The following is a 24,940-nucleotide window of genomic DNA, read 5'->3' on the forward strand; positions in this document are numbered from 1 at the left end:
CCGCTCAGATCTCGATGATGCGGCCGAGCCACTCGCGCGGGAAGTCCGAGGTCGTGTTCCCCAGGAGGAGGAGCCGGTAGGTCATCGTCGCGGCCTCCTCGAGGTTGAACGCGCGGCGCAGCGCCATCGGCACGCTGTCCCCGAGGGCCGAGCAGCCGTGGTGCGCGAGGACGACGGCGTCGTGGTCGCGGGCCGCCTCGGCGGCTGCGTCGGCGAGGGCCTGGGACCCGGCAGGGTGGAAGGGGACCCACCCCACCGACCCGACGTAGAACTGGTGGTCGAGCGTCGTGAAGCGGATCGGTGCGCCGAGCATGTCGACGAGCAGCACGTGCTGGGGGTGCAGGTGCACCACCGCCCGGACGTCGTCGCGCACCGCGTAGGTGCGCTGGTGCAGCTTCCACTCCACCGACGGGCGCCGTGACCCGCCGACCTGCTCGCCGTCCGCGGTGAGGTCGCAGAAGTCGTCGGGGCCCAGGCGGCCCAGCCAGGTGCCCGAGGCGGTGACGACGAAACGGTCGCCGTCGTCGAGACGGGCCGACAGGTTGCCCCCGCTCGCCTGGACCAGGCCGCGCTCGACGAGCTGTCGGCCGGTGTCGATGAGTTCCTCGATGAGCTGCGCGCGCGTCGTCACGCGCCCGATTGTCGCGGATGCCGGCGTCGCGGCAGGGTCCGACCGGCCGGCACTCGTGACGGTCTCACCCGACGGCGTACGGCGTCGTCGTGCCCTTGACCGGGGAGCTGCCGCGGGAGACCGCGACCTTGCACACCGCGCCCGAGGGGACGTCGGTGAGGCTGACGGTCTCCTCGCTGTACGAGCCGCCGGACGCGTCGAACCACGGCCCGAGCAGCGGGTAGCGCTCGACGGAGTCGACGGGGCCGCTGAACCGCCCCCCGAACCAGCAGCGGTTCTCGAGGACGAACTCGTAGGCGACGACGGGGTACACCCCGGTGATGGCGACGCCGACCTCGACCTCCTGCCCGCCGACGGCCGGCCCGAGCAGGGTCGTGCTGCCGCCGGCCGGTCCCGCAGCCGCCGGCACGGCCCCCACGAGGAGCGCGAGCACCGCGCCCAGCACCACCAGGACCTTGCGCATGGTCTTCTCCTCCCCGCCCGGGCGCCGCGGCGTCACTGGCAGTAGTCCGTCGTCGAGAGCTCGCCGTAGCCGAGCTTCCACTTCAGCGGCGTCGTGCCGGGCTCGATCGTGTCGGCCTCCCAGATCGCGTCGGCGATGCACTGGTGGCCGTCGGCGTTCGGCATGACGCCCATGCCCTCGGTGGTCTGGCTCCACTCGGTGAGGACGCCGGGCGACGCCGGGATGAGATAGCTCGGCAGCGCCCGACCGGTCGAGCCCTCGACCCACCACTCCTCGCTGCAGCCGAAGTCCACCGTCGGCGAGTCGTGCTGGTGCACCTGCCCGCTCAGCTCCGGGTGCGTCACCTTGGTCTTGATCTGCACCTTCATCGTCATGCAGTGGTCCTCGAACTTCGGGTCGACGTCGACGAACACGTACCGCCATCCGTTGGGCCCCGACTGGAACGGGACGAGCGAGTCCTTGATCGTCGTGTTGAGCTTGTCGAAGGCCTGGTCGATGGCGAGGAGCGCCGCGGGCAGCTGGGCCCAGCGCGCCGTGCAGGTCGCGATGGTGTCGATGAGCGGGACGCACAGCTGGACGATCTCGTCGGCGACGTCCTCCGCCCGCGGGTACGGGTTGGCGTAGCCGGTGACGGCGACGACCAGCCCGGGGCGCTGCGCCGCCATGATCTTGTCGGTGTTGAGGATCGTCGTGTAGTTGCCCTTCATCCCCGACCACAGCGACGCGTTGGCGACCACCGCTGTCGCACAGGCCGTTCCGCCGGCGAAGTCGTGGTCCTTGACCTTGGTGAGGCACGAGTCGATGAGGTCGACGGCCGGCTTGTTCTGCTCGCCGAGCGTGATGGTGTGGAGGTCGGGGCGCATGGTGTAGGCCGACGACATGGGACCGCTGCTGATGTAGGTCGCTGTCGTCACCCCGTTCTTCCCCTGGTTGAACAGGCACCACCCGGGGGTCTTCAGGTGGTCCTCGACGAGCTGCTCGGGGAACCTCTTGCCGTTGTCGTCGAGCTCCCTCCCGGCCACGACGTCGTCGCCCGACGCGACGTAGCTGCGGCACCCGGCCGCCGCCTCGGCGTGCTCGGTCGCGGCGGGCCCGTCCGCGACGAGGCCGGCGCCCGCGAGGACGGAGGCGAGCGCGGCCGCGAGGAGGAGGCGCACGGCCGTCCTCCTCCTCCGGGTCGCCGCCGTCGCGGCACCGGGCCCCCGGCCCCCGGCCGCGCGGCCCCCGCGAAGGGTCCCGGGGCTCACGGCGCGACCACGTCGACGATGAGGCCGCCGGTGTTGTTCGCCTCGACCGGCTCCGGGAACACGTCACCCGGGTCGGCGACGACGTCGAACGCGACGAACGAGGGTTCGACCGCCGTGTCGGCCGTGCCGACGAGGGTCACCGTCGTGCCGGCCCCGGGGAGGAGCCCGCCGACCGGTCCGGTGCACAGCACCTCGGGGAGGGTCTGGTCGAGCGGCCAGTCGGGGTTCGCGGCGCAGGTGAAGCCGCCGGTTGCCTCGACGCTCACGAGGTCGAGCTCGTTGAAGGCGGTGTCGAGGTCGACGCTGACGACGAGCTGGTCGGGGGCCACCGGGACGGCCGGCAGGTCGCCGATGTTCGTCACCGTGAACTTGTACGTGACGTCGCCGCCGTTGGCCACCGGGTTGGGCGCCGCGATGACCTGGCCCACCTGGAGGTCGATGCACGACTGGCACTGGGTGTGCGTCACCGTGGTCACCTCGGTCTGGGTGTTGTTCGTCTCGTCCGTCTCGGTGATGAGGTCGAGCGCGTCGGCGGTGACCGTGACCGTCAGCCGGTTCGGTGCCGCGGCACCGACCGTCATCTCGACCGTGATCGTCGTCGACTGACCCGCGAGGAGGTCACCGGTGCACGTCGCGAGGGCGCCTCCGTTGGAGACGGCGCAGGCGAGACCCTGCGACGCGAGCACCGAGTTCAGCGTCATCCCCGTCGTCGGCAGGTCGACCCGGACGACGACCTCGTTGCCGTCGGCGGCTCTCGCGTCCTGCGTCCCGCCGTTGACGACGACGGTCGTGTACGTGACCTCGTTGCCCTCGGCCACCGGGTCCGGCACGTCGGTGATGTCACCGACCGCGAGGTCGATGGACGCGCCGCCGACGCTCGTCGTCACCGAGTCGGTGTTGTTCGTGACCGTGAGCTCGGGCCCGCAACCCGCCGGGTTGGACGCGCACGGCTCCTCGGTGGTGCTCTCGCCCACCGCCCCGCCGCCGTTGGCCTCGGCGGTGTTCGTGAACGCCGTCGTCGCCGAGTCGTTGACGCTCGTCGTGATGGTGACCTGCGTCGACTGCCCGGGCAGCAGGCCGTTCGCCAGCGAGCACGTGACGAGGCCGCCCGTGGCCGACCCGTCGTGCGAGCAGGTCGCCAGCCCGTCGGTGGCCGTCGGGTTCCCGACGATCGACACCTCGCCCGGCAGGTCGTCGGTGACGTCGAAGGCCGCGGACGGGGCGTCGCCGGTGTTCGTCACGTTGAGCGTGTAGGTCAGCGTGGCGCCGATGCTCACCGACCCGGTGCTCGCCGACTTCAGGACCGAGATGTTCGGCCGCAGCGTCGTGACCGCCGTCGACTTCGTCCTGCAGTTGTCGGCCTCGTTCGTCTCGACGATGTCGTCGTCGGGGTCGACGCAGGCCTCGTTGTCGAGCGTGCCACCGTCCTGGGTGACGAACACGTGGACCGTGATGGTCGCCGTCGCCCCGGCGGCCATGTCGCCGACGCAGCGCACGAGGTTGACCGGGTTCTCGGTCGTCGTGCAGGCGAAGTTGCCGTCCGCCTCGACACCGAGCGGGAAGAGCCCGACCGGCAGGTAGTCGACGACGACGACGTCGTCGACGGCCGCCAGCGCGTTGGTCACGGTGAGGACGTAGTCCTGCGTGCTGTTCTGCTGCGCGTTCGTCGGGCCGTCCTTCTCGATCGTGAGGTTGTACGGCGAGGTGACGGTCAGCGTGTCGCGGCTGGTGTTGTTCGTCTCGTTCGACTCCGGGATGGCGTTGGACGGGTCGACCGCGGCCTGGTTGGTGTAGCTCTGCGACTGCACCTGGGGGGCGCGGACGATGATCTCGACGGTCCGCGTCGTCGGCAGCGGCGGGATGAGGTCCGACGAACCGTCGAGGGTGCCGCCGGTGCACGTCACGACCCCGCCGCTCTCGCCGCAGAGGAACGCGCCGTCGCCGCCGAGGACGTCCTGAGCGGAGATGAACTCCAGGCCGGCGGGCAGGGCGTCGCGCACGACGACCTGGAAGGCCGGGTCGGTCCCCGCGTTGCGGACCTCGAGCCGGTAGGCGATGGTCGAGCCGCTCGGGTAGGTGTTGACGTCCGTGGTGCAGCCGTCGGTGACGGCCTGGTCGCACTTGGTCACCTGGAGGTCGATGTAGCCGGCCCCGACGGTCACGGTGGTGTTCGCGCTGTCGTGGTTGTCGGTCTCGTCGCCCTCGGGGATCGTGTTGTCCGGGTCCACGAACGCGGTGTTCGTGATGGTGCCCGGCTGGGTCGGCGCGAACGCCCGGATGGTGATCGTGCGGACCTGCGGTGCCCCGGAGGCCGAGACGTCGGTGCCGCTCAGGGTCGCCCCGGTGCAGGTGACGGTTCCGCCGGCCTGCGAGCAGGTGAACTGGTTGCTGCCGGGGGCGTCGTCGGTGGCCGAGATGAACACCGTGCCGGCGGGCAGCACGTCGCGGACGCTGACGCCGAAGGCCGGGTTCGTGCCCGCGTTGCGGACCTCGAGCGTGTAGGTGATGACGCTGCTCGTCGAGACGCTCGCCGTGGCGGTCTTGTCGATCCGCAGCTGGTGGAAGGAGTTCTGGCCCCCGTCACCGGCGGTGCGCACCGAGGTGGTGACCTGGGCGGTGTTGTCGAACTCGTTGCCCTCGGGCACGACGTCGTTCGGGTCGATCTTCACGGTGTTCTGGTAGGACCCCGGGGTGTTCGGCGCGAAGACCGTGACCTGCACCTGGCGGGTCAGGGGGATCGTGGCCGGCGGGGGAGCCCCGGTGTCGGGGATGGTGTTCACGGTGCCCGAGAAGTCGCCGCCGGTGCACGTGACGACGCCACCCGTCGCCGCGCCGTCGTGCGTGCAGAAGAAGGCGTCCGTCGTCCCGGGCCCCGCGTCGGTGTCGAACGCGGAGACGAACCGCGATCCGGAGGGCAGGAAGTCCTGGAGCACGACGTTGCTCACCGGGTCGCTGCCGTCGTTGCCCGCGGTGATCGTGTAGCGCAGGATGCCGTTGGTCGCGACCGCGCTGCCCGCGGGCGGGCTGGTCTGGGCCTTCTGGACCGTCAGCTGGTTGAACGCGCCGGAGCCCGCGCCGCCGGTGGCGACGACCGTGTCCTGGACCGCGACGTTGTTGTCCTCGTCAGCCTCGGCGATGGCGCCGAGGGGGTCGACGCGGACCTCGTTGTGCATGACCGGCTGGACGAAGCCCGTCGCGAAGACCTTGATGACGATCGTCGCGAACTGGTTTCCCTGCGGCCCCCCGGGGAACAGCGGGTAGAACTCACGGGCGGTGCCCTTGAGGGAGCCACCGACGCAGGTGACCTTGCCGCCGAGCGCGGCGCCGTCGTGGCTGCACGTGAAGCCCTCGGTGCTCGTCGCGGACAGGAAGCGGGTGCCGGCAGGGAGGGTGTCCTCCACGCGCACGTTCGCGGCGTCCTGGGTGCCGAGGTTGTCGACGCGGACCGTGTAGGTCTGCGTGCCGTTGGTCGCGATCGGGTCGAACCCCTCCGACGGCGACGGGTAGTCCGGGATGAGGGTGCCGGGCGGGTCGATGGGAGTGTCGCCCGCCTCGTCCTGCTTGAAGACCGTGAGGTCGATACCGGTCGACACCTGGACCGTCGTCGTGGCGTCGTTGTTCGTCTCGTCGGACTCGAAGACGGCGTTCGAGGGGTCGACGACCACGGCGTTGGTGAGGGGGCCGGTCGCCGGGGGCGGCACGACGATGATCGAGAAGGTCTCGGTCGACTCGGCCGAGATGTCGGCGCGACAGGTGAGCACGTTGCCGGGGGTCACGGGGTCGCAGGTGAACGCGCTGCCGGGCACGAGGCTGTCGAAGACGACGCCCGCGGGCAGGACGTCGCGGACGACGACGCCGGTGGCGTCCGCGATGCCGCTGTTGCCGACGACGAAGGTGTACAGCAGGCCGCCGACGCACACGTCCGGGGTACCCGAGGGCCAGGAGCGTGCACAGACCGGGTCGGGCTGGCCGGCCTTGGTCAGCGTGAGGTCGAACTGCGGCTTGACGGTGGTGCGCTCGGTGGCGGTGACGCGGACGCCGGTGTTGCGGATGTTGGCCGTGGCCGTGGCGGTGTTGACGAGAACGGTGCCGGAGGGGGCGACGACGGTGCCGGTCACCGTCACGGTGAGGGTGCCACCCGCGTTGAGGCTCTTGATGCGACAGCGCACCTCGGGGGCGGCCACCACGCATCCGTTGCCGGTCCCGACCTGGCCGTTGACGACCACCTGGGTCGCGACGATGCTCGCGGCCTCGAGCCCCTGCGTGCCGTCGACGACGACGACGTCGTCGGCGCGGGTCGTCGCGGTGTTCGTGACCCGTACCTTGTAGGTGAGGGCCTGTCCTGGGGAGACGGGGTCGGGCCCGGCGCCGGCGATGACCGCGGGGTCGTCGGTCTTGACGATCGAGAGCCCGTTGGGGGCCGGGGTCGAGGTCACGGAGGTGTTGACGACGGCTGAGCTGTTGTTGAGCTCGTTGCCCTCGGCGATGGTGTTCTCGGGGTCGACGACCGCGGTGTTGGTCAGCGGACCGGTCGCGGGCGCGACGACGTGCAGGCGGATGCTGCCGTTCTGACCGGCGTTGACGCGTCCTCCGGTGCAGGTCACGGTGATCGGGTTGGTCGGTGCGTTCGACGAGCACGTGAACAGGCTCGTCACCTCGAACGGGCTCGCCTGGAGCGTCACGTCGGCGGGCAGCGTGTCGCGCACCACGATGTCGTTGGCGAGGGCGGTGCCGATGTTGTTCACGGTGAGGACGTAGTCGAACGCCGCGTCGGCGACCACCGTCGAGGGACCGGTCTTGTTGAGCGTGAGGTCGGGCAGGAGCGAGCCCGAGCCGCCCTGGACGAGCGTCTGCACGCTCCCGTTCGTCGTGAAGTTCTGCGCCGACTTCGTGCCGGTGACCGTGGCGGTGTTGTTGAGGGTCGTCCCGCTCGGCGCCGTGACGACGCCGCGGATGGTCACGGTCCAGCTGGCCCCGCCGTTGATCGTCCCGCCGTTGCAGGTGACGAGCTGGCCCGACTGCGTACACGTGCCCTGGGTGGACGTGAGGGCGTACTGCGGTGTGGCAGGGGGCGACTGGAGCGTGCCGACCCCGTTCAGCTGGTCGGTGAGGACGGCGTTCGTGACCTTCGCCCCGCCCGTGTTGACGATGGTGATCGTGTAGGTGATCTCGGCACCGGACGCGACCGGGCTCGGGGACGCGGCGTTGGTGACGGTGAGGGGACTCGCCGGGTCCGCCACCGCGGCCGGAACGAGGAAGGGAGTGCCGAGCAGTGCGAGGACGACGGCGGTCACCGCCCCGACCCATCGAACCCGTCGAGGAGCGCTCGACCCGATGACCTGGCGACCCGTCACTGCACGCATGGCGCAAACCCTTCGTCTGCGTGCGTCACCCCTGGCGCACGCGTACGAGGACCCATGGAACTCCTGTGGGCATCCCCACGGCAATGACTCCATCGGGTGGTCCCCCCATGGTCATTCCGGGCCATTGACGGGGGTGGTATCGGGCATCATCCGGCGGTCCGCACGGGCCGGAACCACCGGCCCGCGTGGCACCGTTGGAGAAGGTGACGGCCTCCCACCGAGGGGTCGCGACACAGGGGAGCACCCATGGGATTTCTCGACCGGCTGTTGGGCCGACCGCCGCAGCACCAGCAGGGCACCCCGACCGGCAGGCCGGGGGCGGGGACGTCATCCGCGGCGGGGCCCGGTGCGTCCGAGGACGAGCGCGCGGTGGCCCGCTACCGCTACCTCCTGCGCACCGCACCGCCCGAGCAGCTCGAGGCGATCCACCGCGAGGCCTTCGAGAAGCTGACCCCGGAGCAGCGCGAACAGCTGCTGCGCGAGCTCGCCACGGCGGCACCGCAGGAGGCCGGCACCTCGAGTGAGCCGGCCGACCTCGCCCGCGCCGCGACGCGCGCCGAGATGCGCAGCCCGGGGACGCTCCAGAACACGTTCTCGCGCGGCTCGTTCGGCGGCGGGATGGGCATGGGCGGCGCGGTCATGGGCTCGATGATGGGCACCATCGCCGGCGTCGTCGTCGGCTCGGCGATCGCCAACGCCCTCTTCGACGGTTACGACCAGAGTCCGGAGGCCGAGGAGGCCGGCGACACCGGCGGCGACGTGGGCCCCGAGGGGCCCGAGACCGGCGGTGACGGCGGCGACCCGGGGAGCGACGTCGGGGGTGACGTCGGAGGGTCCGACGCCGGCTGGGCCGGTGGCGACTGGGGCGGCGGTGGCGGCGACTGGGGTGGTGGCGGCGGCGACTTCGGCGGTGGGGGCGACTTCGGCGGCTTCTGACCCCCGACCGTCCCCACCGGTGGCCCGGACCCGTCGGTCCGGGCCACCTCGACGTCCGCGAGCAGGCCGACGAGGGGAGCGGGCAACCCGTCCAGCGGCAGGGCGCCCGCCACCGCCCGGGCCAGCATCTCCTTGCGACCGGAGCCGGCCCCGGCGAACCGGACGAGGCTGTCCGCGAGGTCGCGTCCGCGCCAGGCCGGCTGGGCGCGGAACCGCTCGAACGACGGGCCGAGGCCGAGCCCGTCGAGGAGGTCGACGACGGCCGTCGGGCCGAGGGCGCGGACCAGCTCGTCCTCGAGGTCGCGGCGGCACGTGTGGAAGCCGACGGCAGCAAGTCCCGCCGACGAGGTGACCGGGGCGCCGGCATCCGCGAGGGCGCGGACCAGGTAGCCGACCTCCCCCTCGTCGCACAGCCCGAGGACCCGCGGCGCAGGGTCGGCGGCGACCGCGCGGGCGAGCTCGGCCCGGATGTTGGTGGCGCCGCCCATGGGGACGACGCGGACCCCGGGGGCCAGGCCGGAGCGGTCGAGGAGGACGGCGAGGGCGGCGAGGTCGCTGCGCCCCTCGACGAGGACGACCACCTCGCGTGTCGGGCTCATGCCGACACCCTCGCAGCGACCGCCCGCGGGCGCCAACGTGTTCCGTGTCCGTCAGCCGACCTGCTGACGATGACCGCGGGCCCACCTGAGTGGCGGGATCAGCTCTGCCGCAGCCTGGTTCGTACGAGGTAGGTCCCGGCGCCCACGGTGAGCACGGCGAGCCCGGCGAGGACCGACGCGGTCGGCAGGCTGAGCGCGACGACGAGGCAGCCGACGAGCCCGGCGAGCGCGACGAGGCGCAGCACCCGGCTGCCGTCGAGCGTGAGGGCGGCGGCGTTGGCGATCGCGTAGTAGACGAGGACCGCGAGCGAGGAGAACCCGATCGCGTCGCGGACATCGGCGACGAGGACGACGACGAGCACGACGGCACCCACCGCGAGCTCGGCGCGGTACGGCACCCGGGTGCGGGGGTGGACGGTGGCGAGCGCGCGCGGAAGGTGTCCGTCGCGGGCCATGGCGAGGGTCGTCCTCGAGACACCGAGGGTGAGCGCGAGCAGGGCTCCGCCGGCGGCGAGGACGGCCGTCGCCCGGACGACCGTGCCGAGCCACGGCACCCCTGCCGCGGCGACGGCGTCGGCCAGGGGCGCGTCGGAGCGGGCGGCGGCGTCCTGGTCGAACCCCGTGAGCGACACCGCGATCGCGACGTAGACCACGAGGGTGGCGCCGAGCGAGAGCGCGACCGCGCGGGGGATCGTGCGGGCCGGGTCGACGACCTCCTCACCGAGGGTCGCCACGCGGGCGTAGCCGGCGAAGGCGAAGAAGAGGAACCCGGCCCCCTGGAGGACGCCTCCGGGGGTCGGGGCGAGGACCGGCTGCACCTCCGTCCCCCGCCGGACGCCGACCTGGAGGACGACGACGGCACCGAGGAGGACCACGAGGACGAGCACGACGACGACCCGCGTGACCGCCGCGCTGCGCTGCACACCGGCGGCACCGATGCCGGTGACGAGCACGACGACCGCACTGGCGACGAGGTGGGCCCGGTCCGGCCAGAGGTGGGCGCCCACGGTGAGCGCCATCGCCGCGCAGCTGGCGGTCTTGCCGACGACGAACCCCCAGCCCGCGAGGTGACCCCAGAAGGGGCCGAGCCGTTCGCGCCCGTACACGTAGGTGCCGCCCGACTCCGGGTGGCGCGCGGCGAGCCGTGCCGAGGACGTCGCGTTGGCGCTCGCGACCGCGGCGGCGAGCAGCAGGGAGACGAGGACGAGGGGGCCGGCCGCCCGGATCGCGGGACCGAACGCGACGAACACGCCTGCGCCGAGCATCGACCCGAGCCCGATGACGACTGCGTCGCCGAGGTCGAGGCGTCGCGCGAGGGTCGGCCGGCTCACCGGCCCCACGCTACGGGGCCGTTCGGCCGGACCCGCGGCGAAGGGCTGGCAGGTCACGGTGTCGTTTCGTACTGTTGCCCCTTGTGACCGAGCCACGACGTCCCGGACCGCTGCGGGCGCACCCACCGGCGGAGCCGCTTCCCCAGGCGCGCCTCCGGGTGCTGCGGGCCATCGGGCGGCACGAGCCGGTGACGACGTCCGAGCTGACCCGCGTGCTGGGCGGCCACGAGAACACCACCCGCCAGCACCTGGATGCCCTCCACCGCGACGGCTACGTCCGCGGCGCGCAGAACCGGGGCCGGATGGGCCGGCCGTCCGTCGCCTACTCGCTCTCGTCGTCCGGGCTGACCCACCTCGCGGGGCGGTCGGCCTCTCCCGAGCACGTGGCCCTCGTCGCCACGCTGTCCGACCACCTCCTCGCCTCCACCGACGACCCCGTCGCGGCGGCGCGCCGGGTCGGCGAGGCGTGGGGACGCCGTCTCGCGGAAACCCACGACGCCACCGGCGGTGTTGCCGGGGCCGGCGGTCTCGACGGGCCCGGCGGTGCCGGCCGGGGGGAGGTGCCCGACGCCGACGCGCTCTCGGAGGTGCTCGACCTCCTCGGGTCGCTCGGCTTCTCGCCCGCGGTCGAGGAGTCGGACGGGGCCGGGGACGCGCAGGGCGACCCCGTCGGTGTCGTCCTGCGGACCTGCCCGCTCCTCGACGCCGCCCGCGAGAGCCCCGATGTCGTGTGCACCGTCCACGAGGGCCTCGTCGAGGGCTTCCTGTCCGCCCGGGGGAGCGCGGCGCAGGTCGCGGTCGTGCCCTTCGCCGCGCCGCACGGCTGCCGCGCCACCATCACCCGGGGGTGACGGGGCGCGGCCCGGGGCGCCGAAGCGAGGACCTGACGGCCTGACGGCCTCACGCCTCACGGCCTCACGGCGTCTGCAGGCGGGTCCAGAGCAGGTCGAGCTTGACGGCGAGCTCGCGGGGCAGGTCGCGACCGAAGCGGGCGAACCAGTCCTCGATGTCGAGCAGCTCGCGGCGCCACTCCGCCGTGTCGACCCTGGTGGCCGCGGCGACCTGCTCCGGGGTGCGGTCGAGCCCGGTGAGGTCGAGCGCACCCGGGGCGGGAACGCGGCCCACGAGGGTGTCGACGGCGTCGGCCGTGCCCTCCAGCCGCTCCACGACCCACTTGAGGACCCGGATGTTGTCGCCGAACCCCGGCCAGAGGTCGGTGCCGTCCTCGTCCTTGCGGAACCAGTTGACCTGGTAGATCCGGGGCAGGTGCGCCTCGTCGAGGCTCCAGCGGATGTCGAGCCAGTGCTGGAGGTAGTCGCCGGCGTTGTAGCCGATGAAGGGGAGCATCGCCATCGGGTCGCGGCGGACGACCCCGACGGCACCGGTCGCGGCCGCGGTCGTCTCCGACGAGAGCGTCGCGCCCATGAACACGCCGTGGGTCCATCCGCGGGCCTCCACGACGAGCGGGAGGGTCGTCGGCCGGCGCCCTCCGAACAGGATCGCGTCGACCGGGACGCCGTCGGGCAGCTCGTACTCCGCTGCGATGGAGGGGCACTGGGCGACGGGGGTGCAGAAACGGCTGTTGGGGTGGCTCGAGGGTCGTCCGCTCTCGGGCGTCCAGTCCCGGCCGCGCCAGTCGACGAGGTGGGCGGGCGGGGTGTCGGTCATTCCCTCCCACCACACGTCACCGTCGTCGGTGAGGGCGACGTTGGTGAAGATGGTGTTGCCCCGCTCGAGGGTGCGCATCGCCGTCGGGTTCGTGCGCTCCCCGGTCCCGGGCGCGACACCGAACAGGCCGTACTCGGGGTTGACCGCGTAGAGGCGCCCGTCGGGGCCCGGCCGCAGCCAGGCGATGTCGTCGCCGATGAGCTCGGCCCGCCACCCCGGCAGGACCGGCTCGATCATCGCGAGGTTGGTCTTGCCGCACTGGCTGGGGAAGGCCCCGAGGACGTGGTGCACCCGGCCCTGCGGCGAGGTGAGCTTGAGGATGAGCATGTGCTCGGCGAGCCAGCCCTCGTCGCGCGCCATGACCGACGCGATCCGCAGGGCGTAGCACTTCTTCCCGAGCAGGGCGTTGCCGCCGTAGCCGGACCCGTACGACCAGATCTCGCGGGTCTCGGGGAAGTGCGAGATGTACTTCGTGCCCGAGCACGGCCACGGCACGTCAGGGGCGCCGTCGACGAGCGGCATCCCCACCGAGTGCAGGCAGCGCACGAACGGGGCTCCCGAGGACTCGAGGGCGTGCAGCACCTCGGCGCCGACCCTCGCCATGACGTGCATCGAGACGACGACGTAGGGGGAGTCGGTGATCTCGACGCCGAACTTCGGTGTCGTCGCGTCGAGGTGGCCCATGACGAACGGGATGACGTACATCGTCCGTCCGCGCATGGAGCCCGCGTACAGGTCACGCATCGTCGCCTTCATCTCCTCCGGCGCCACCCAGTGGTTGGTGAAGCCGGCGTCCTCCGGCACCTCGGAGCAGATGAAGGTGCGGTCCTCGACGCGCGCGACGTCGTCCGGGTCCGACACGGCGCGGAAGGAGTTCGGCCGCTTCCGCTCGTCGAGCCGGACGAAGGTGCCGCTCGGGACGAGGGCGTCCGTGAGGCGGGTCCACTCCTGCGCGGAGCCGTCGCACCAGACGACGGCGTCGGGACGGGTCAGGGCGGCGGTCTCGCGGACCCACGCGGCCAGCCCGGGATGGGTGGTGCCCGGCCCGGCCTCGGTGGCGACGGTCGTGGTCGTCGGTGTCGTGGTCGTCGGTGTCGCGGTCGTGGTGGTCATGGCGGGGCCCTTCGGTTCGTGGTCGTGGTCGTGGTCGTGGTCGTGGTGGCTGGGGAGGGGGTGGTGGGTGCCGGGGGAGGCCGTGGGCGTCATGCCGGGGCCCCGGCGGCGTCGGGACGGACGACGACGACGGGGCAGGCAGCCCGCCGCAGCAGGCCCTGGCTGACCGAGCCGAGGAGCAGGCCGCCGAGGACGGTGTGCCCGTGGCTGCCGACGACGACGGACTCCGCACCGATCGAGGCGTTGGCGAGGACATGGACGGGGTCGCCGTGGACCACCTGCTGCTGCACCTCGACGCCCGGGTGGTCGGCGGCCCAGCGGGCGACGACCTCCTCGGTGAGGAGCCTGGCCCGCTCACCGGTGAGCCGCCGGTCGAGCTCGACGTCGGGGACGAGGAGCGCGGGGGCGACGTAGTCGAGGTGCCAGGCGTGGACGACCGCGAGGGGCAGGCCGAGGCGCTCGGCGCGGGCGAAGGCCACCCGGAGCGCCGCGGCGTCCGTGGGCGAGCCGTCGCAGCCGACGACGACCGAGGTTCCCGCCCCGGTGGCCGGGAGCCCGTCGCGGACGACGACGACCGGGCAGTGCGCCGCGGCCGCGACGCGGATCGCGGTCGAGCCGACGAGGGCTCGGCCGACGAGGCCGAGGTGGGGTGCGCCGACGACGACCTCGGTGGCCGACGCGGACGCGAGGACGAGGTGCTCGGCGGCGTTGCCGCCCACGCTCCGTGCGACGGTGCCCTCCTCGCCGAACCGTGAGGTGACCCGGGCGAGGGCCTGACCGAGCACGGCGTCCTCGGCGGCGGGCGGCGCGGCGGGGGCGACGTCGACCTCGGGCCACGTCACCTCGAGGGCGTGGACGTGCACGAGGTGCAGCGGGCGGCCGAGGAGGCGCGCCTCGCCGGCGGCCCAGTCGAGGGCGGCGGTGCTCTCCGGGCCGCCGTCGACGCCGACGACGATCGGCGCGGTGTCGAGGCCGGCATGGGCCGCAGGGGCGGAGTGGGGGATGGTGGTCCTGCTCATCACGGGGTCCTTCGTCCAGGCCCGACGGCCCGTCCGTCGGTTGCACCCCAAGGCTGCGGCGGGCCGGCGTCCTCCGACAGGGTCTTTGGACCCTGCTCGTCATGGAGCTCGCGTGCCGTCGCGTGACGGGGTCAGCGCAGCGGTGCGGACCAGCGCAGCACGCTCCCGCGACCCTCCGGACCTGCGTCGAGTACCGCGGAACCGCCCTGTCGCACAGCCCGTTCCGCCAGGTTGGCCAGACCGCTGGACCGCCCCGTCGCCGAAGGGCCGCGACCGTCGTCGACCACCTCGACGACCACACGGGCGCCGTCGACCTCGACGCGCACGAGGGCGCTGCCCGACGCGGCGTGCCGGGCCACGTTCGCGAGCCCTTCGCGCACGACGGCGACGACGTCCTCCGCCAGCCCGTCCCCGACCGCCGCGTCGACGGGGCCGGAGAACGTGACGCGGGGCTCGTAGCCCAGGGCGTCCCGGAGCTCGTCGGCGACCCCGGCGACGCGGGCCCGCAGCCCGGCCTGCTCGCGCGGGGTGACCCTGAGCCGGAAGATCGAGTCGCGGACCTGGCGCACCGCGTCGTCGAGCGTGTCGACGACGCCGGCCAGGGCCGCTGCCCTCCCCTCGTCGCCGAGGGTAGAGGCGTCTCCCTGCACGGCCAGGCCCGCGGCGAACATCTGCTGGATGACGTGGTCGTGCAGGTCCCGGGCGATGCGCGTGCGGTCCTCGAGGAGGGCCACCCGCTGCTGGTCCTCGCGCGCCCGCGCCAGCTCGAGGGCCATGGAGACCTGCCGGGCGAAGGTCGACCCCATCTCGAGCTCGGGCCCGCTGAACGGCGGGGCGCCCGGAGGCCGCAGGGCCACGACGACCGAGTCGCGGTCCCCGAGGAGGGGCAGGACGAGCGCCGGACCGCCGTCGGCGGGGACGTCCGCACCCGGGAAGAGGGTGAGGGCACCGACCGTCCGGGCGTCGCCCTCGGCGGCGGTGCGCGCCACGGGCGGCGGTTCGAGCCGGCGACCCTCGACGCCCGGGTCGCGAGGACGGCTGCCTGGGTGCGGCGCTCGAGACCCAGCTTGTGGAGCAGTGCCGAGACGTAGTTCTTCACCGTCTTCTCGGCCAGCCCCATCCGCTCGGCGATCTGCCGGTTCGTCAGGCCCTCGCCGACGTGGCCGAGGATGCGGACCTCCTGCGGGGTCCGCAAGCACGTCGCGCGGGGAGTCGTGTGAGATGCGAGTCATCGGCACCGCAGGGCCGCTGCGCGGCGGGAGGATGGAAGCGCGGCCGGAGGGCCGCTCCACCCGAGGAGGTGGGTCATGGCACGGCTTCCCGCACAGTTCGTCCCCCAGCAGGGCGCGCCCGCTCCCGAGCAGACCCGGGCCGCTCGCGCCTGGGCCGTCGCCACCGGGCTGGGGGTCTTCCTCAGCATGGTGGTCGGGGAGGGCGTCGCGTCGGCCCTCGGTGTCCCAGAGGGCGGGATCGCCACCCCCGCGAAGGGCGCGGTCGTCCTCGCCGTCGTCGCGGTGCTCGTCCTCGCGCCGCTCGCCATGGCATGGCGGGCCGCCGGACGCACGGACGACCCCGACGCCAGGCTCGCGGCGATCGTCGCGACGGCGCTCGGCGGCGGCTTCCTCGTCCTCAACGTCTGCCTCTGGCTCGTCGGGCTCGCCTCGCTCGCCCTCGACCGCATCTGAGCGGCCCCGGGGGCCGCGCCCGGGTCAGGGCCCGGTCGGGGTGGTCCCTGCGGCGTCCTGCACGACGAACCGACGTCCGGTGACCTCGTCCGGCACCACGCGGACCACGACGGGCTTGCGCCCCTGCTGCCACGGGACGATCGGCAGCTGCAGCGCCTCGGCGGCCTCGTCGGGGTCGGTGATGGTGCGGGCCCGCCCGTGGACGACGACGCTCCACGCCTCACGGCGTTCGGCGTCGTACCCGTCGACCTCGAAGGCGACCGGTGACGCGTACGCCGCGACGACCTTGGTCCCGTAGGCGCTGCGGAAGACCACCGTCCCGCGGTCCACGACGTGGTTCACGGGGAAGATGTCCGGCACGCCGTCGACGACGACCGCGAGCCGGCCGACGGGGGAGCGGCGCAGCAGGTCCCAGGCCTCGTGGCTCGCGATGTCGTGCACCTCGCCCACCTGCGGGTCCTGACCGTCCGTCATGCCTCCATTCGAGGCCTCCACGCCCCGGAAGGCAAGGGCGGGCGCGTGGTCCGTCGGTCACACCACGACGACGGCGCCGCACCCGGTGGGGTGCGACGCCGTCGTGCTGCGCGGGCCCGGTCAGATGTCGAAGTACATCTCGAACTCGTGCGGGTGCGGGCGGAAGCGGATCGGGTCGACCTCGTTCTTGCGCTTCCACTCGATCCAGGTCTCGATGAGGTCCTCGGTGAACACGTCGCCCTGGAGCAGGAACTCGTGGTCGGCCTCGAGGGCGTTGAGCACCTCGGGGAGGGAGCCGGGCACCTGGGCGATGGCCTCGTGCTCCTCCGGGGGGAGCTCGTAGAGGTCCTTGTCGACCGGCTCCGGGGGCTCGATGCGGTTCTTGATGCCGTCGAGGCCGGCCATGAGCTGGGCGGCGAAGCAGAGGTACGGGTTCGACGAGGGGTCGGGGATGCGGAACTCGATGCGCTTGGCCTTGGGGCTGTCGCCGGCGATCGGGATACGCACGCAGGCGGACCGGTTGCGGGCCGAGTACACGAGGTTGACCGGGGCCTCGTAGCCGGGGACGAGGCGGTGGTAGCTGTTGACGGTCGGGTTGGTGAAGGCCAGCAGCGCCGGGGCGTGCTTGAGCAGGCCGCCGATGTACCAGCGGGCGAGGTCGGAGAGACCGCCGTAGCCGCGCTCGTCGTAGAAGAGCGGCTCGCCGTCCTTCCAGAGGGACTGGTGGGTGTGCATGCCCGAGCCGTTGTCACCGAAGATCGGCTTCGGCATGAAGGTGGCGGTCTTGCCGCCCTCCCAGACCGTGTTCTTGACGACGTACTTGAACTTCATCATGTCGTCGCCGGACTGGAGCAGGGTGTTGAAGCGGTAGTTGATCTCCTGCTGGCCCGCGGTGCCGACCTCGTGGTGGCTGCGCTCGACGGCGATGCCGACCTCGGCGAGGTTGAGGCAGATCTTGTCGCGCACGTCGGCGAAGTGGTCGACCGGCGGGACGGGGAAGTAGCCGCCCTTGTAGCGCGTCTTGTAGCCGCGGTTGCCGCCGTCCTCCGCGCGGCCGGTGTTCCACGCCGCCTCGACCGAGTCGATGTAGTAGTAGCCGGCGTTCGCCTTGGTCTCGAAGCGGACGTCGTCGAAGACGTAGAACTCGGCCTCGGCACCGAAGTACGCGGTGTCGGCGATGCCCGTCGACTTCAGGTAGGCCTCGGCCTTCGCGGCGATGTTGCGCGGGTCGCGGCTGTAGGGCTCACCGGTGAACGGGTCGACGATCGAGAAGTTCATGATGAGGGTCTTCTCGGCCCGGAAGGGGTCGACGTAGGCCGTCGTGGGGTCCGGGACGAGCTTCATGTCCGACTCGTGGATGGCCTGGAAGCCGCGGATCGAGGACCCGTCGAACATCTGGCCGTTCGTGAAGAAGTCCTTGTCCACCGTCTGGGCCGGGACGTTGAAGTGCTGCATCACGCCCGGCAGGTCGCAGAAGCGGATGTCGACGAACTTGACGTCCTCGGACTTGATGAAGTCGAGGACCTCGTCAGCAGAGCTGAACACGGGTGAACCTCCTGGTGGTTCTCTCGGCGCAGGGCTTCGGGGCCGCCAGCCCTCGGGGCGTTGCGAGGCACACTAGGGAGGCGGGGTTTCCCGACCGTGACCCGGGTGTTTCGCCGGTGTAACGGGAGCCAACGTATCAACCGGTGAGACCGCTCGCTCGACTGGCGGAACGGATGAGACGGGTGGGTCGCAGCGGCGCGGCCCGCTGTGGGTCCGGGGCGGGGCACCCTCCGGAAGTGTCCGGGAGCCCGCCTAGAGTTGGCGCCGTGCCCCCCGCCGCCCCCGAGCCCGCCGGTTTCCTCCGCCGCCTCGCCGCGGTCCTCGTCGACTGGCTGATCTGCCAGGGCATCGCGCTGCTCTTCACCGGCACCGGACCCGGCGGCGCCGTCGCGGCCTTCCTCCCGCTCGGGATCTTCGCGGCCCTCAACATCCTCCTCGTGTCGGTGACCGGGTCGACCGTCGGCCACCGCCTGTTCGGGATGCAGGTCTGGCAGGTGCGGCCCGGCTCCTTCCCGCTCCAGGTGGTCGTGCGGACCGTCCTGCTGTGCCTCTTCGTCCCCGCGGTGCTCACCGCGAGCGACGGTCGCGGGCTCCACGACGTCGCGGCCGGCACCCGCATCGTCCGGATCTGACCGACCCTCGGCCCGGTCCGGGTGTGAGCCACCAGACACCCCCGCGAGTTGTAGTACTACGTATCGTAGGAGTACAACGGAGGTGTCGGAGGAGCACCACCGGCACACCCCCACAGCAGGAGCGGAACCATGAGCGAGACCACCACCCGGCCGGGCACGACGGTCGATAACGGCTCGTTCCTGCGGGCCTCCCTGTTCACCTCCGTCCTCGCCTTCGGCGTCAGCGCCATGGCGATGGGGCTCGGGGTGGTCCAGATCCTCCTCGGCCTGTCGATGCGCAAGGTCGCGGAGCAGCGGGCCTGACCCCTTCGGCCCGCTGAGGCAGCGGCCCCGGTTCGGTACCGAACCGGGGCCGACTGCTGCGTCCGGGGACGCCGAGGTCACTTGCCGCGCATCGCCTTGCGGTCCACACGGGCGCGGGTGGGGTCGATGCCCTTCGGCAGCGGCGGACGCATCCCGCCGAGGGACTTCAGCCGCTTGTTGACGACCGAGGTCTCGGCCTTGGTCAGCACCGGTCTCATGCGGGTCAGCTTCCCCGAGATCTTCCGCACCGGGACCTGACCCTCGCCGTCACCGACGACCCAGAGGTGCACCGGCACGCCGGGGGCCACCCGGGCGACCTTCTTCTCCTCCTGCTTGAGCAGCTTCGTGACGCGCGCCGGGGGACCCTCGCCGATGAGGACGATGCCGGGCCGGCCGAGGGCGCGGAACACCATCGCCGCTCCGGCCATGTCCTGCGGGCGCGTGCCGCGGGCGCCGTCGAGGGCGACCGGCTCCTGGTCGGCGTACCAGCCGCGGCGGCCCATGCCGGTGAGGGCCGCGCCGGCTGCGCCGGGCTGGCCGTCGAGGGCGCCGTACATCGCGGTGTTGCCCCGCCGGTTCATGACGATGACGGCGGCGAGCAGAGCCGACGGGATGGCGATGAGGATGCCGTACCAGCGCCACCAGCCGCCGAGGAGGAAGCCGCCGACGACGAGGACGGCCGCCACACCGACCCCGGCGAGGAGCATCCACCACCCGAGGTTGGGGTCGAGGGACTTGATCGCGCGGTAGGCCTGACGGACCTGGCCGATGCGACCGGGCTTCTTCTCGGACTGCTCGGACACGTCGGGGTGTGCTCCTGGTCGGGACGTGGCGCCGCGGTCAGCCGCGGGGTGCCGGGGGGGTTCGACCGTCAGGATACGGTGCGCGCGGCCCGGGCCACCAACGACGCCGCCTCCTGCCGGGCGGGGTCGGACGCCGCCTCGCCGAGGTGGGCCAGGTGCTCGGGGATGGGGCGGCCCCAGTGGCGCATGGCGGTGGCCCAGAGGCGGCCGGCCCGGTAGGAGGAGCGGACCAGGGGTCCGGCCATGACGCCCTTGAAGCCGAGGTCGGTGGCGACGTCGGACCAGTGCACGAACTCCTCGGGCTTGACCCACCGGTCGATCGGGTGGTGCATCGGCGAGGGCCGCAGGTACTGGGTGATGGTGAGGATGTCGGTGCCCGCCTCGTGGAGGTCGCGGATGGCCTCCTCGACCTCGTGGTCCTCCTCGCCCATCCCGAGGATGAGGTTGGACTTCGTGACGAGCCCGGCCTCGCGCGCCATCGACAGGACCGTGAGGGACTTGTCGTACGTGAACGCGGGACGGATCCGCTTGAAGATCCGCGGCACGGTCTCGAGGTTGTGGGCGAACACCTCGGGGCGGGCGTCGAAGACCTGGCCGACGAGCTCGGGCCTGGCGCCGAAGTCGGGCGGGAGGATCTCGACGCCGGTGTTGGGGTTGAGGGCGTGGATCTGGCGGATCGTCTCGGCGTAGAGCCCGGCGGCGCCGTCGGGCTGGTCGTCGCGCGCGACGCCGGTCACGGTGGAGTACCGCAGGCCCATCGTGCGCACCGACTCGGCGACCCGGCGGGGCTCGTCGAGGTCGAGCGGCTGGGGGCGCCCGGTGGCGATGTCGCAGAAGTCGCACCGCCGCGTGCAGGTGTCTCCGCCGATGAGGAAGGTGGCCTCGCGGTCCTCCCAGCACTCGAAGATGTTGGGGCAGCCGGCCTCCTGGCACACCGTGTGCAGGCCCTGGCCCTTCACCATCGAGTGGATCTCGGTGTACTCGGGACCCATCCTCGCGGTGGTGCGGATCCACTCGGGCTTGCGCTCGATCGGGGTCTCGGCGTTGCGCGCCTCGACCCGCAGCATCCGGCGTCCCTCGGGTGCGACAGTCACGTGCGCCAGCCTACTGTGCGGGTCCGTCACCCCCCGAACCGGGACGTGCCTGCCCCAGGTCCACGAGCCGATCTCCGACCTCGTCCCGGAGGTCCCGCAGCGCCACCTCGTCGACCCGCTCGACCGGGCCGGCCCCCATCCAGAACTCGCCGTCGATGCGGAGCTGGACCGCGCCACCTTCGCGCAGCTCCCCGCGCACGCCGCATCGCCCCCGCACCGGGGGGTGCCCCTCGCCGAGGAGGGCCACCACCCAGTGCGGGCGGTCCCCGAGCAGGAGGAGCACGAGCCACTCGTCGTCGACGAGCCGGACGAGGCGGTAGTCCCACTCGCTGGTCACCGCACCGGTGTACGCCGGTCGGATGGCGCGCCAGGCCGTGACGGCGCGAGCCGCGGCCAACGCGACCGCACCGGTGGCCGCCACGACAAGCACCGTGCGCAGCCAGTGCGGGACGTCGTCGACGAGGAGGGCGAGACCACCCAGGACGGCCGCCGGCCACCACCGCCCGGCGCCCAGGGCGATGAGGTGGGGCTGCCACCGCGACTGCTCGGGCGCTGACGTCACGCCCTCCGACCATTGTTCGATGCGGGCGAGGGCGTCGAGCAGCTCGCCGAGCGGCGCGCCGGTGGAGACGGTCAGGGGGTCGCCGGTGTCAACGGCGACCGTCGGTGCGACCTGCGCCACGAGGCGGACGGCCGGGCGGCGCAGCCGGACGATGACCGCACCGGCCACGAGCCCGAGGGAGATCAGCGCCGGCCCCCCGGTGACGGTCGTGAGCCCCTCCCAGCTGCCCTCGTGGTCCATGGCGCGACCGTCGAAGGGGAACGACAGGGCGCGGATGCGTACCGGCGCGCCGACCTCGGGAAAGGGCTCGTAGCAGTCGACCTCGGCGTAGCGCGACTGCCGGCCGTCGGACCAGCGGACCGCGCACGACTCGAGACCTTCCTCGCCGAGGAGCCGTTCCATGCGGGCGGAGACGTCGCGACCGGAGGCCCAGACGGCCACGACCGCGAGGAAGGCCACCGAGGCGATTAGCGTGGCGCCGAGGAGGGCGCGCGGGGCGGCGGCACCGATTCGTCGCCACGTGGGGGCGCGGCGGGGCGGCCGCTCGAGAGCTGCGACGAGCGCCGGCTCCCAGTCCTCGAAGGCCCCGACGAGGTAGCGGGTCCCGGCGGCGTCGACGTAGCCCCGTTGCGTGGAGAACTCGAGCAGCTCCTCGTCGAGGGCGTGGCGCCGGACGGCGGCACTGGTGTATCCCCGCCCCTCGAGCAACAGGTGGGTCCGCGGGCCGAGGATTCGCAGGTTGCCGTCGTCGACGACGGCATGTGCCCGGCGCGTCGTGCCGTGGGTCGAGACGAGGAACGGCGCCGTGGGGCCGCTGCCGCGACGCGCCCTCGCCTCCGCCCCCGCGGCGCGGACGTCGCGCCACCATGCCAGGGCCAGCCCCGCCGCTCCACCGACGACGACGAACGCGATCGGCAGGAGGAAGTCCCGGGCCTCGATCACGCGGCGACCCTAGGGCATGCAGGCGGCTCAGCCGAGGACGTCGTGGAGGTGCTTCTCCGCGTAGGGGAGGACGTCCTGCACCGTGATGACGCGGCCGGCCTCGCGGGTCAGCGACGAGACCCCGGCGTCGGCGATCCCGCACGGGACGATCGGGTCGGCCCAGCCGAGGTCGCAGTCCGCGTTCAGGGCGAAGCCGTGCATCGTGACCCGACGGCTGACCCGCACCCCGATGGCGCCGAGCTTGCGGTCGGGCCCGCGCCAGTCCTTCGTGACCCACACGCCGCTGCGGCCCTCGACCCGGACGGTCTCCACGCCGAACTCGCGGCAGACCCGCATCATCACCTCCTCGAGGCGGCGCACGTGGGCGACGACGTCGATGGGGACCTCGGGGAGCCGCACGATCGGGTAGCCGACGAGCTGGCCCGGGCCGTGCCAGGTGATCTTGCCGCCGCGGTCGACGTCGATGACGGGGGTGCCGTCGGTGGGGCGCTCGTGCGGCTCGGTGCGCTTGCCGGCGGTGTAGACGGCCGTGTGCTCGAGCAGGAGCGTGGTGTCGGGGAGCGTCCCCGCGACGACCTGGTCGTGGACCTCGCGCTGCGTGGCCCACGCCTGCTCGTAGTCGACGGTGTCGGGGGAGAAGCCGAGGTGCACGACGCGCATGGGTCCACGGTACGCCGCCCCTAGGGTGGGCCCATGACGCGCGTGGGTCTCGTCGGGTACGGGTCTGCCGGGCAGACCATCCACACCCCGGTGCTGCGGGAGGCCGGGGTCACCGTCGCCGCGGTGTCGACCTCGAACGCCGAGCGGGCGGAGGCGGCCCGGGCCGACCACCCGGGCGTCGAGGTCGTCCCGGGGCTCGAGGAGCTGCTCGCCGTCCCGGGGCTGGACGTCGTCGTGCTCGCGTCGCCGAGCGGGGCGCACGCGGCTCAGGCGAGGGCCGTCGCGGACGCCGGGCTCGCGTGCGTCGTCGACAAGCCCCTCGCGGTCGACGCGCCGACCGCCGCCGACGTCGTGCGCCACGCCGCCGGGCGTGGCACGCCCCTGACGGTGTTCCAGAACCGGCGGTTCGACGCCGAGCAGGCCACGGTCGCCAGGGTCGTCCACGACCGGCTCGTCGGCGACCCCTTCCGCTTCGAGATGCGGTGGGAGAGATGGCGACCGGTCCCCAAGGACCGCTGGCGCGAGAACGCGCCGGCAGCCGAGGGCGGCGGCCTCCTCCTCGACCTCCACAGCCACCTCGTCGACGCCGCGGTCCAGCTGTTCGGGCCCGTGGTCACCGTGGCGGCCACGGTGGCCGCGAGGACGACACCCGCCGAGGACGACGCCTTCCTCCTGTGCCGTCACGGGTCAGGAGCGGTGTCGCACCTGTCGGCGACGTCCGTCGCGGGGGCGCCGGGACCGCGGGTGCGCCTGCTCGGCACCGAGGCGGCCTACGTCCTCGTCGACTTCGAGGGCGAGCACCACCCGTGGTCGGGTCAGGTGAACGCCGACGACGAACATGCCGGGTGGATCTACCGTGGCGACGACGAGCCCGAAGCCGTTGCGCGGGAGGCCGGTTCCCAGGCCGACTTCTACCGGGCGGTGGCTGCGGCACTGGCCTCCTCCGACCCGCAGGCCGCGATGCCGGTCGACCCGTGGGACGCCGTGCACACCCTCGCGGTGATCGACGCCGCACGCGTGGCGGCCGCCGAGGAGCGCGTCGTCACCGTCGAGACGCCCTCTCGCTGACCGAGGTTCAGGGCGTGGGGAGGCGGCGCGGCTCGAGCCGCTCCTCGCGCACGCCCTCGTCCTCCCTCGTCACGACGTAGGCGCCCTTGCCGTCGACCTCCGCAACGGCCTCCACCAGCTCGGTGCCGCGGTAGACGAGGCCGACGCCGTCGTCGGTGCAGTGGGTCTCGGGGAGCGTGCCGTCGGCGACGAGGCGGCGCACCGTGGGGCGGCGGGCGGCCTCGGAGTCGTAGTGGACGCCGTTGGCGAAGGGGAGCAGGCCCAGGCCGTTCGTCACCGCCCGCAGCTCGGGGCCGAAGGAGTCGGTCGTCCCGCCGAGGTACCAGCAGATCGACCCGGCGGAGACGCCGGAGAGCACGACACCCGCCTCCCAGGCCGCACGCATCGCGGGCCGGAGGTCGTGGACGTCCCAGACCGCGAGGAGGTTGGCGACCGACCCGCCGTTGACCCAGACGACGTCCTGGTCGAGCAGGACGCCCGGCACGTCGTCGTGGTTCGGCATCGGGAACAGGTCGACGACGGTGATGTCGAAGCCGGCGACGCGGCCGGCCTCGAGGGCGTGGTAGCCGAAGTCCTTCGGGTCGCCGGAGGCGGTGCCGAGGACGGCGACCCGCGGGCGCCGGCCATGGGCTCCGGACAGCTCGACGGCGTGGTGGACCAGGCCGTTGAGCTCGAGGCGGGTGCGCGCGCCCCAGCGGTAGCCGCCGGAGGTCGCGAGGACGGTGCGGGCGTCGGTCGGCATGGCCGCCACCCTAGGCGCCTGTGGAAAACTCCGCGGTCCTCGGGTCGGTCCGCGGCAGGG

The 24,940-nt window shown here is 73.0% G+C and carries 21 protein-coding genes and 1 pseudogene; 6 read left to right on the forward strand and 16 right to left on the reverse strand.

What is annotated here, in order from left to right:
- Positions 1 to 4: 4 nt before the first annotated feature.
- The 4 genes from ACK8HX_RS02770 to ACK8HX_RS02785 all read right to left on the reverse strand — a co-directional run bounded on the left by ACK8HX_RS02770 (position 5) and on the right by ACK8HX_RS02785 (position 7,704).
- Positions 5 to 631: a class II aldolase/adducin family protein gene (locus ACK8HX_RS02770; RefSeq protein WP_411939113.1), complete on the reverse strand. Its 627-nt coding sequence runs from the start codon at positions 629 to 631 to the stop codon at positions 5 to 7.
- A gap of 64 nt (positions 632 to 695) precedes the next feature.
- Positions 696 to 1,094, reverse strand: a complete 399-nt coding sequence (locus ACK8HX_RS02775; protein ID WP_411939114.1) for a hypothetical protein — start codon at positions 1,092 to 1,094, stop codon at positions 696 to 698.
- Positions 1,095 to 1,126: 32 nt separating this feature from the next.
- Positions 1,127 to 2,251 (reverse strand): SGNH/GDSL hydrolase family protein, encoded by a 1,125-nt coding sequence (locus ACK8HX_RS02780; protein WP_411939115.1) that lies wholly within the window; start codon positions 2,249 to 2,251, stop codon positions 1,127 to 1,129.
- An 86-nt stretch (positions 2,252 to 2,337) separates the two neighbouring features.
- Complete coding sequence (locus tag ACK8HX_RS02785) at positions 2,338 to 7,704, reverse strand: CARDB domain-containing protein (RefSeq protein ID WP_411939116.1); 5,367 nt, start codon at positions 7,702 to 7,704, stop codon at positions 2,338 to 2,340.
- Positions 7,705 to 7,950: 246 nt separating this feature from the next.
- Here ACK8HX_RS02785 and ACK8HX_RS02790 point away from each other — a divergent pair, with 246 nt between their 5' ends.
- Complete coding sequence (locus ACK8HX_RS02790) at positions 7,951 to 8,640, forward strand: hypothetical protein (protein ID WP_411939117.1); 690 nt, start codon at positions 7,951 to 7,953, stop codon at positions 8,638 to 8,640.
- A 697-nt stretch (positions 8,641 to 9,337) separates the two neighbouring features.
- Here the strand turns inward: ACK8HX_RS02790 and ACK8HX_RS02795 are convergent.
- Positions 9,338 to 10,570: an APC family permease gene (locus tag ACK8HX_RS02795; RefSeq protein ID WP_411939118.1), complete on the reverse strand. Its 1,233-nt coding sequence runs from the start codon at positions 10,568 to 10,570 to the stop codon at positions 9,338 to 9,340.
- An 83-nt stretch (positions 10,571 to 10,653) separates the two neighbouring features.
- Between ACK8HX_RS02795 and ACK8HX_RS02800 the strand changes: the two genes are divergently transcribed.
- Complete coding sequence (locus ACK8HX_RS02800; RefSeq protein ID WP_411939119.1) at positions 10,654 to 11,421, forward strand: helix-turn-helix transcriptional regulator; 768 nt, start codon at positions 10,654 to 10,656, stop codon at positions 11,419 to 11,421.
- A 64-nt stretch (positions 11,422 to 11,485) separates the two neighbouring features.
- On the opposite strand, the gene ACK8HX_RS02805 is transcribed toward ACK8HX_RS02800, so the two are convergent.
- The 4 genes and pseudogenes from ACK8HX_RS02805 to ACK8HX_RS02820 all read right to left on the reverse strand — a co-directional run.
- On the reverse strand, positions 11,486 to 13,351 hold the full coding sequence (locus tag ACK8HX_RS02805) for a phosphoenolpyruvate carboxykinase (GTP) (RefSeq protein ID WP_411939120.1): 1,866 nt from the start codon (positions 13,349 to 13,351) through the stop codon (positions 11,486 to 11,488).
- Between the two features lie 89 nt (positions 13,352 to 13,440).
- A complete protein-coding gene (locus ACK8HX_RS02810; RefSeq protein ID WP_411939121.1) occupies positions 13,441 to 14,370 on the reverse strand; it encodes a universal stress protein in 930 nt (309 codons plus the stop codon).
- 131 nt (positions 14,371 to 14,501) lie between these two features.
- Positions 14,502 to 15,359, reverse strand: a complete 858-nt coding sequence (locus ACK8HX_RS02815) for a sensor histidine kinase (protein WP_411939122.1) — start codon at positions 15,357 to 15,359, stop codon at positions 14,502 to 14,504.
- 50 nt (positions 15,360 to 15,409) lie between these two features.
- A pseudogene (locus ACK8HX_RS02820) lies at positions 15,410 to 15,565 on the reverse strand (response regulator transcription factor); the annotation flags it as partial.
- Positions 15,566 to 15,677: 112 nt separating this feature from the next.
- On the opposite strand from ACK8HX_RS02820, the gene ACK8HX_RS02825 reads away from it, so the two are divergent.
- Positions 15,678 to 16,055: a hypothetical protein gene (locus tag ACK8HX_RS02825; RefSeq protein ID WP_411939123.1), complete on the forward strand. Its 378-nt coding sequence runs from the start codon at positions 15,678 to 15,680 to the stop codon at positions 16,053 to 16,055.
- Positions 16,056 to 16,079: 24 nt separating this feature from the next.
- Here the strand turns inward: ACK8HX_RS02825 and ACK8HX_RS02830 are convergent, their stop codons facing one another.
- Both ACK8HX_RS02830 and glnA read right to left on the reverse strand, forming a co-directional pair.
- Positions 16,080 to 16,529 carry a pyridoxamine 5'-phosphate oxidase family protein gene (locus ACK8HX_RS02830; protein WP_411939124.1) on the reverse strand — a complete coding sequence of 150 codons (450 nt, stop codon included), beginning with the start codon at positions 16,527 to 16,529 and terminating at the stop codon, positions 16,080 to 16,082.
- A 120-nt stretch (positions 16,530 to 16,649) separates the two neighbouring features.
- The gene (glnA, locus tag ACK8HX_RS02835; protein WP_411939125.1) at positions 16,650 to 18,074 is read right to left on the reverse strand and encodes a type I glutamate--ammonia ligase; all 1,425 of its coding nucleotides are present in this window, start codon (positions 18,072 to 18,074) and stop codon (positions 16,650 to 16,652) included.
- A 266-nt stretch (positions 18,075 to 18,340) separates the two neighbouring features.
- Here glnA and ACK8HX_RS02840 point away from each other — a divergent pair, with 266 nt between their 5' ends.
- Positions 18,341 to 18,706, forward strand: coding sequence for an RDD family protein (locus ACK8HX_RS02840; protein WP_411939126.1), 366 nt, complete (start codon positions 18,341 to 18,343; stop codon positions 18,704 to 18,706).
- Between the two features lie 129 nt (positions 18,707 to 18,835).
- Complete coding sequence (locus ACK8HX_RS02845) at positions 18,836 to 19,009, forward strand: hypothetical protein (protein WP_411939127.1); 174 nt, start codon at positions 18,836 to 18,838, stop codon at positions 19,007 to 19,009.
- Positions 19,010 to 19,086: 77 nt separating this feature from the next.
- Here ACK8HX_RS02845 and ACK8HX_RS02850 read toward each other — a convergent pair whose 3' ends face one another.
- The 4 genes from ACK8HX_RS02850 to lipB all read right to left on the reverse strand — a co-directional run bounded on the left by ACK8HX_RS02850 (position 19,087) and on the right by lipB (position 23,070).
- The gene (locus ACK8HX_RS02850; protein ID WP_411939128.1) at positions 19,087 to 19,812 is read right to left on the reverse strand and encodes a DUF4191 domain-containing protein; all 726 of its coding nucleotides are present in this window, start codon (positions 19,810 to 19,812) and stop codon (positions 19,087 to 19,089) included.
- Positions 19,813 to 19,880: 68 nt separating this feature from the next.
- Entirely contained in the window at positions 19,881 to 20,906 is a 1,026-nt protein-coding gene (lipA, locus tag ACK8HX_RS02855; RefSeq protein ID WP_411939129.1) for a lipoyl synthase, read from the reverse strand.
- 10 nt (positions 20,907 to 20,916) lie between these two features.
- The gene (locus ACK8HX_RS02860) at positions 20,917 to 22,410 is read right to left on the reverse strand and encodes a hypothetical protein (protein ID WP_411939130.1); all 1,494 of its coding nucleotides are present in this window, start codon (positions 22,408 to 22,410) and stop codon (positions 20,917 to 20,919) included.
- Positions 22,411 to 22,437: 27 nt separating this feature from the next.
- Entirely contained in the window at positions 22,438 to 23,070 is a 633-nt protein-coding gene (gene lipB, locus ACK8HX_RS02865; RefSeq protein ID WP_411939131.1) for a lipoyl(octanoyl) transferase LipB, read from the reverse strand.
- A 33-nt stretch (positions 23,071 to 23,103) separates the two neighbouring features.
- On the opposite strand from lipB, the gene ACK8HX_RS02870 reads away from it, so the two are divergent.
- Entirely contained in the window at positions 23,104 to 24,138 is a 1,035-nt protein-coding gene (locus ACK8HX_RS02870) for a Gfo/Idh/MocA family protein (RefSeq protein ID WP_411939132.1), read from the forward strand.
- A 7-nt stretch (positions 24,139 to 24,145) separates the two neighbouring features.
- Here the strand turns inward: ACK8HX_RS02870 and ACK8HX_RS02875 are convergent, their stop codons facing one another.
- Complete coding sequence (locus tag ACK8HX_RS02875; RefSeq protein WP_411939133.1) at positions 24,146 to 24,880, reverse strand: Type 1 glutamine amidotransferase-like domain-containing protein; 735 nt, start codon at positions 24,878 to 24,880, stop codon at positions 24,146 to 24,148.
- Positions 24,881 to 24,940: the final 60 nt, after the last annotated feature.

Source organism: Oryzobacter faecalis (genome assembly GCF_046764005.1).
GTDB lineage: Bacteria > Actinomycetota > Actinomycetes > Actinomycetales > Dermatophilaceae > Oryzobacter > Oryzobacter faecalis.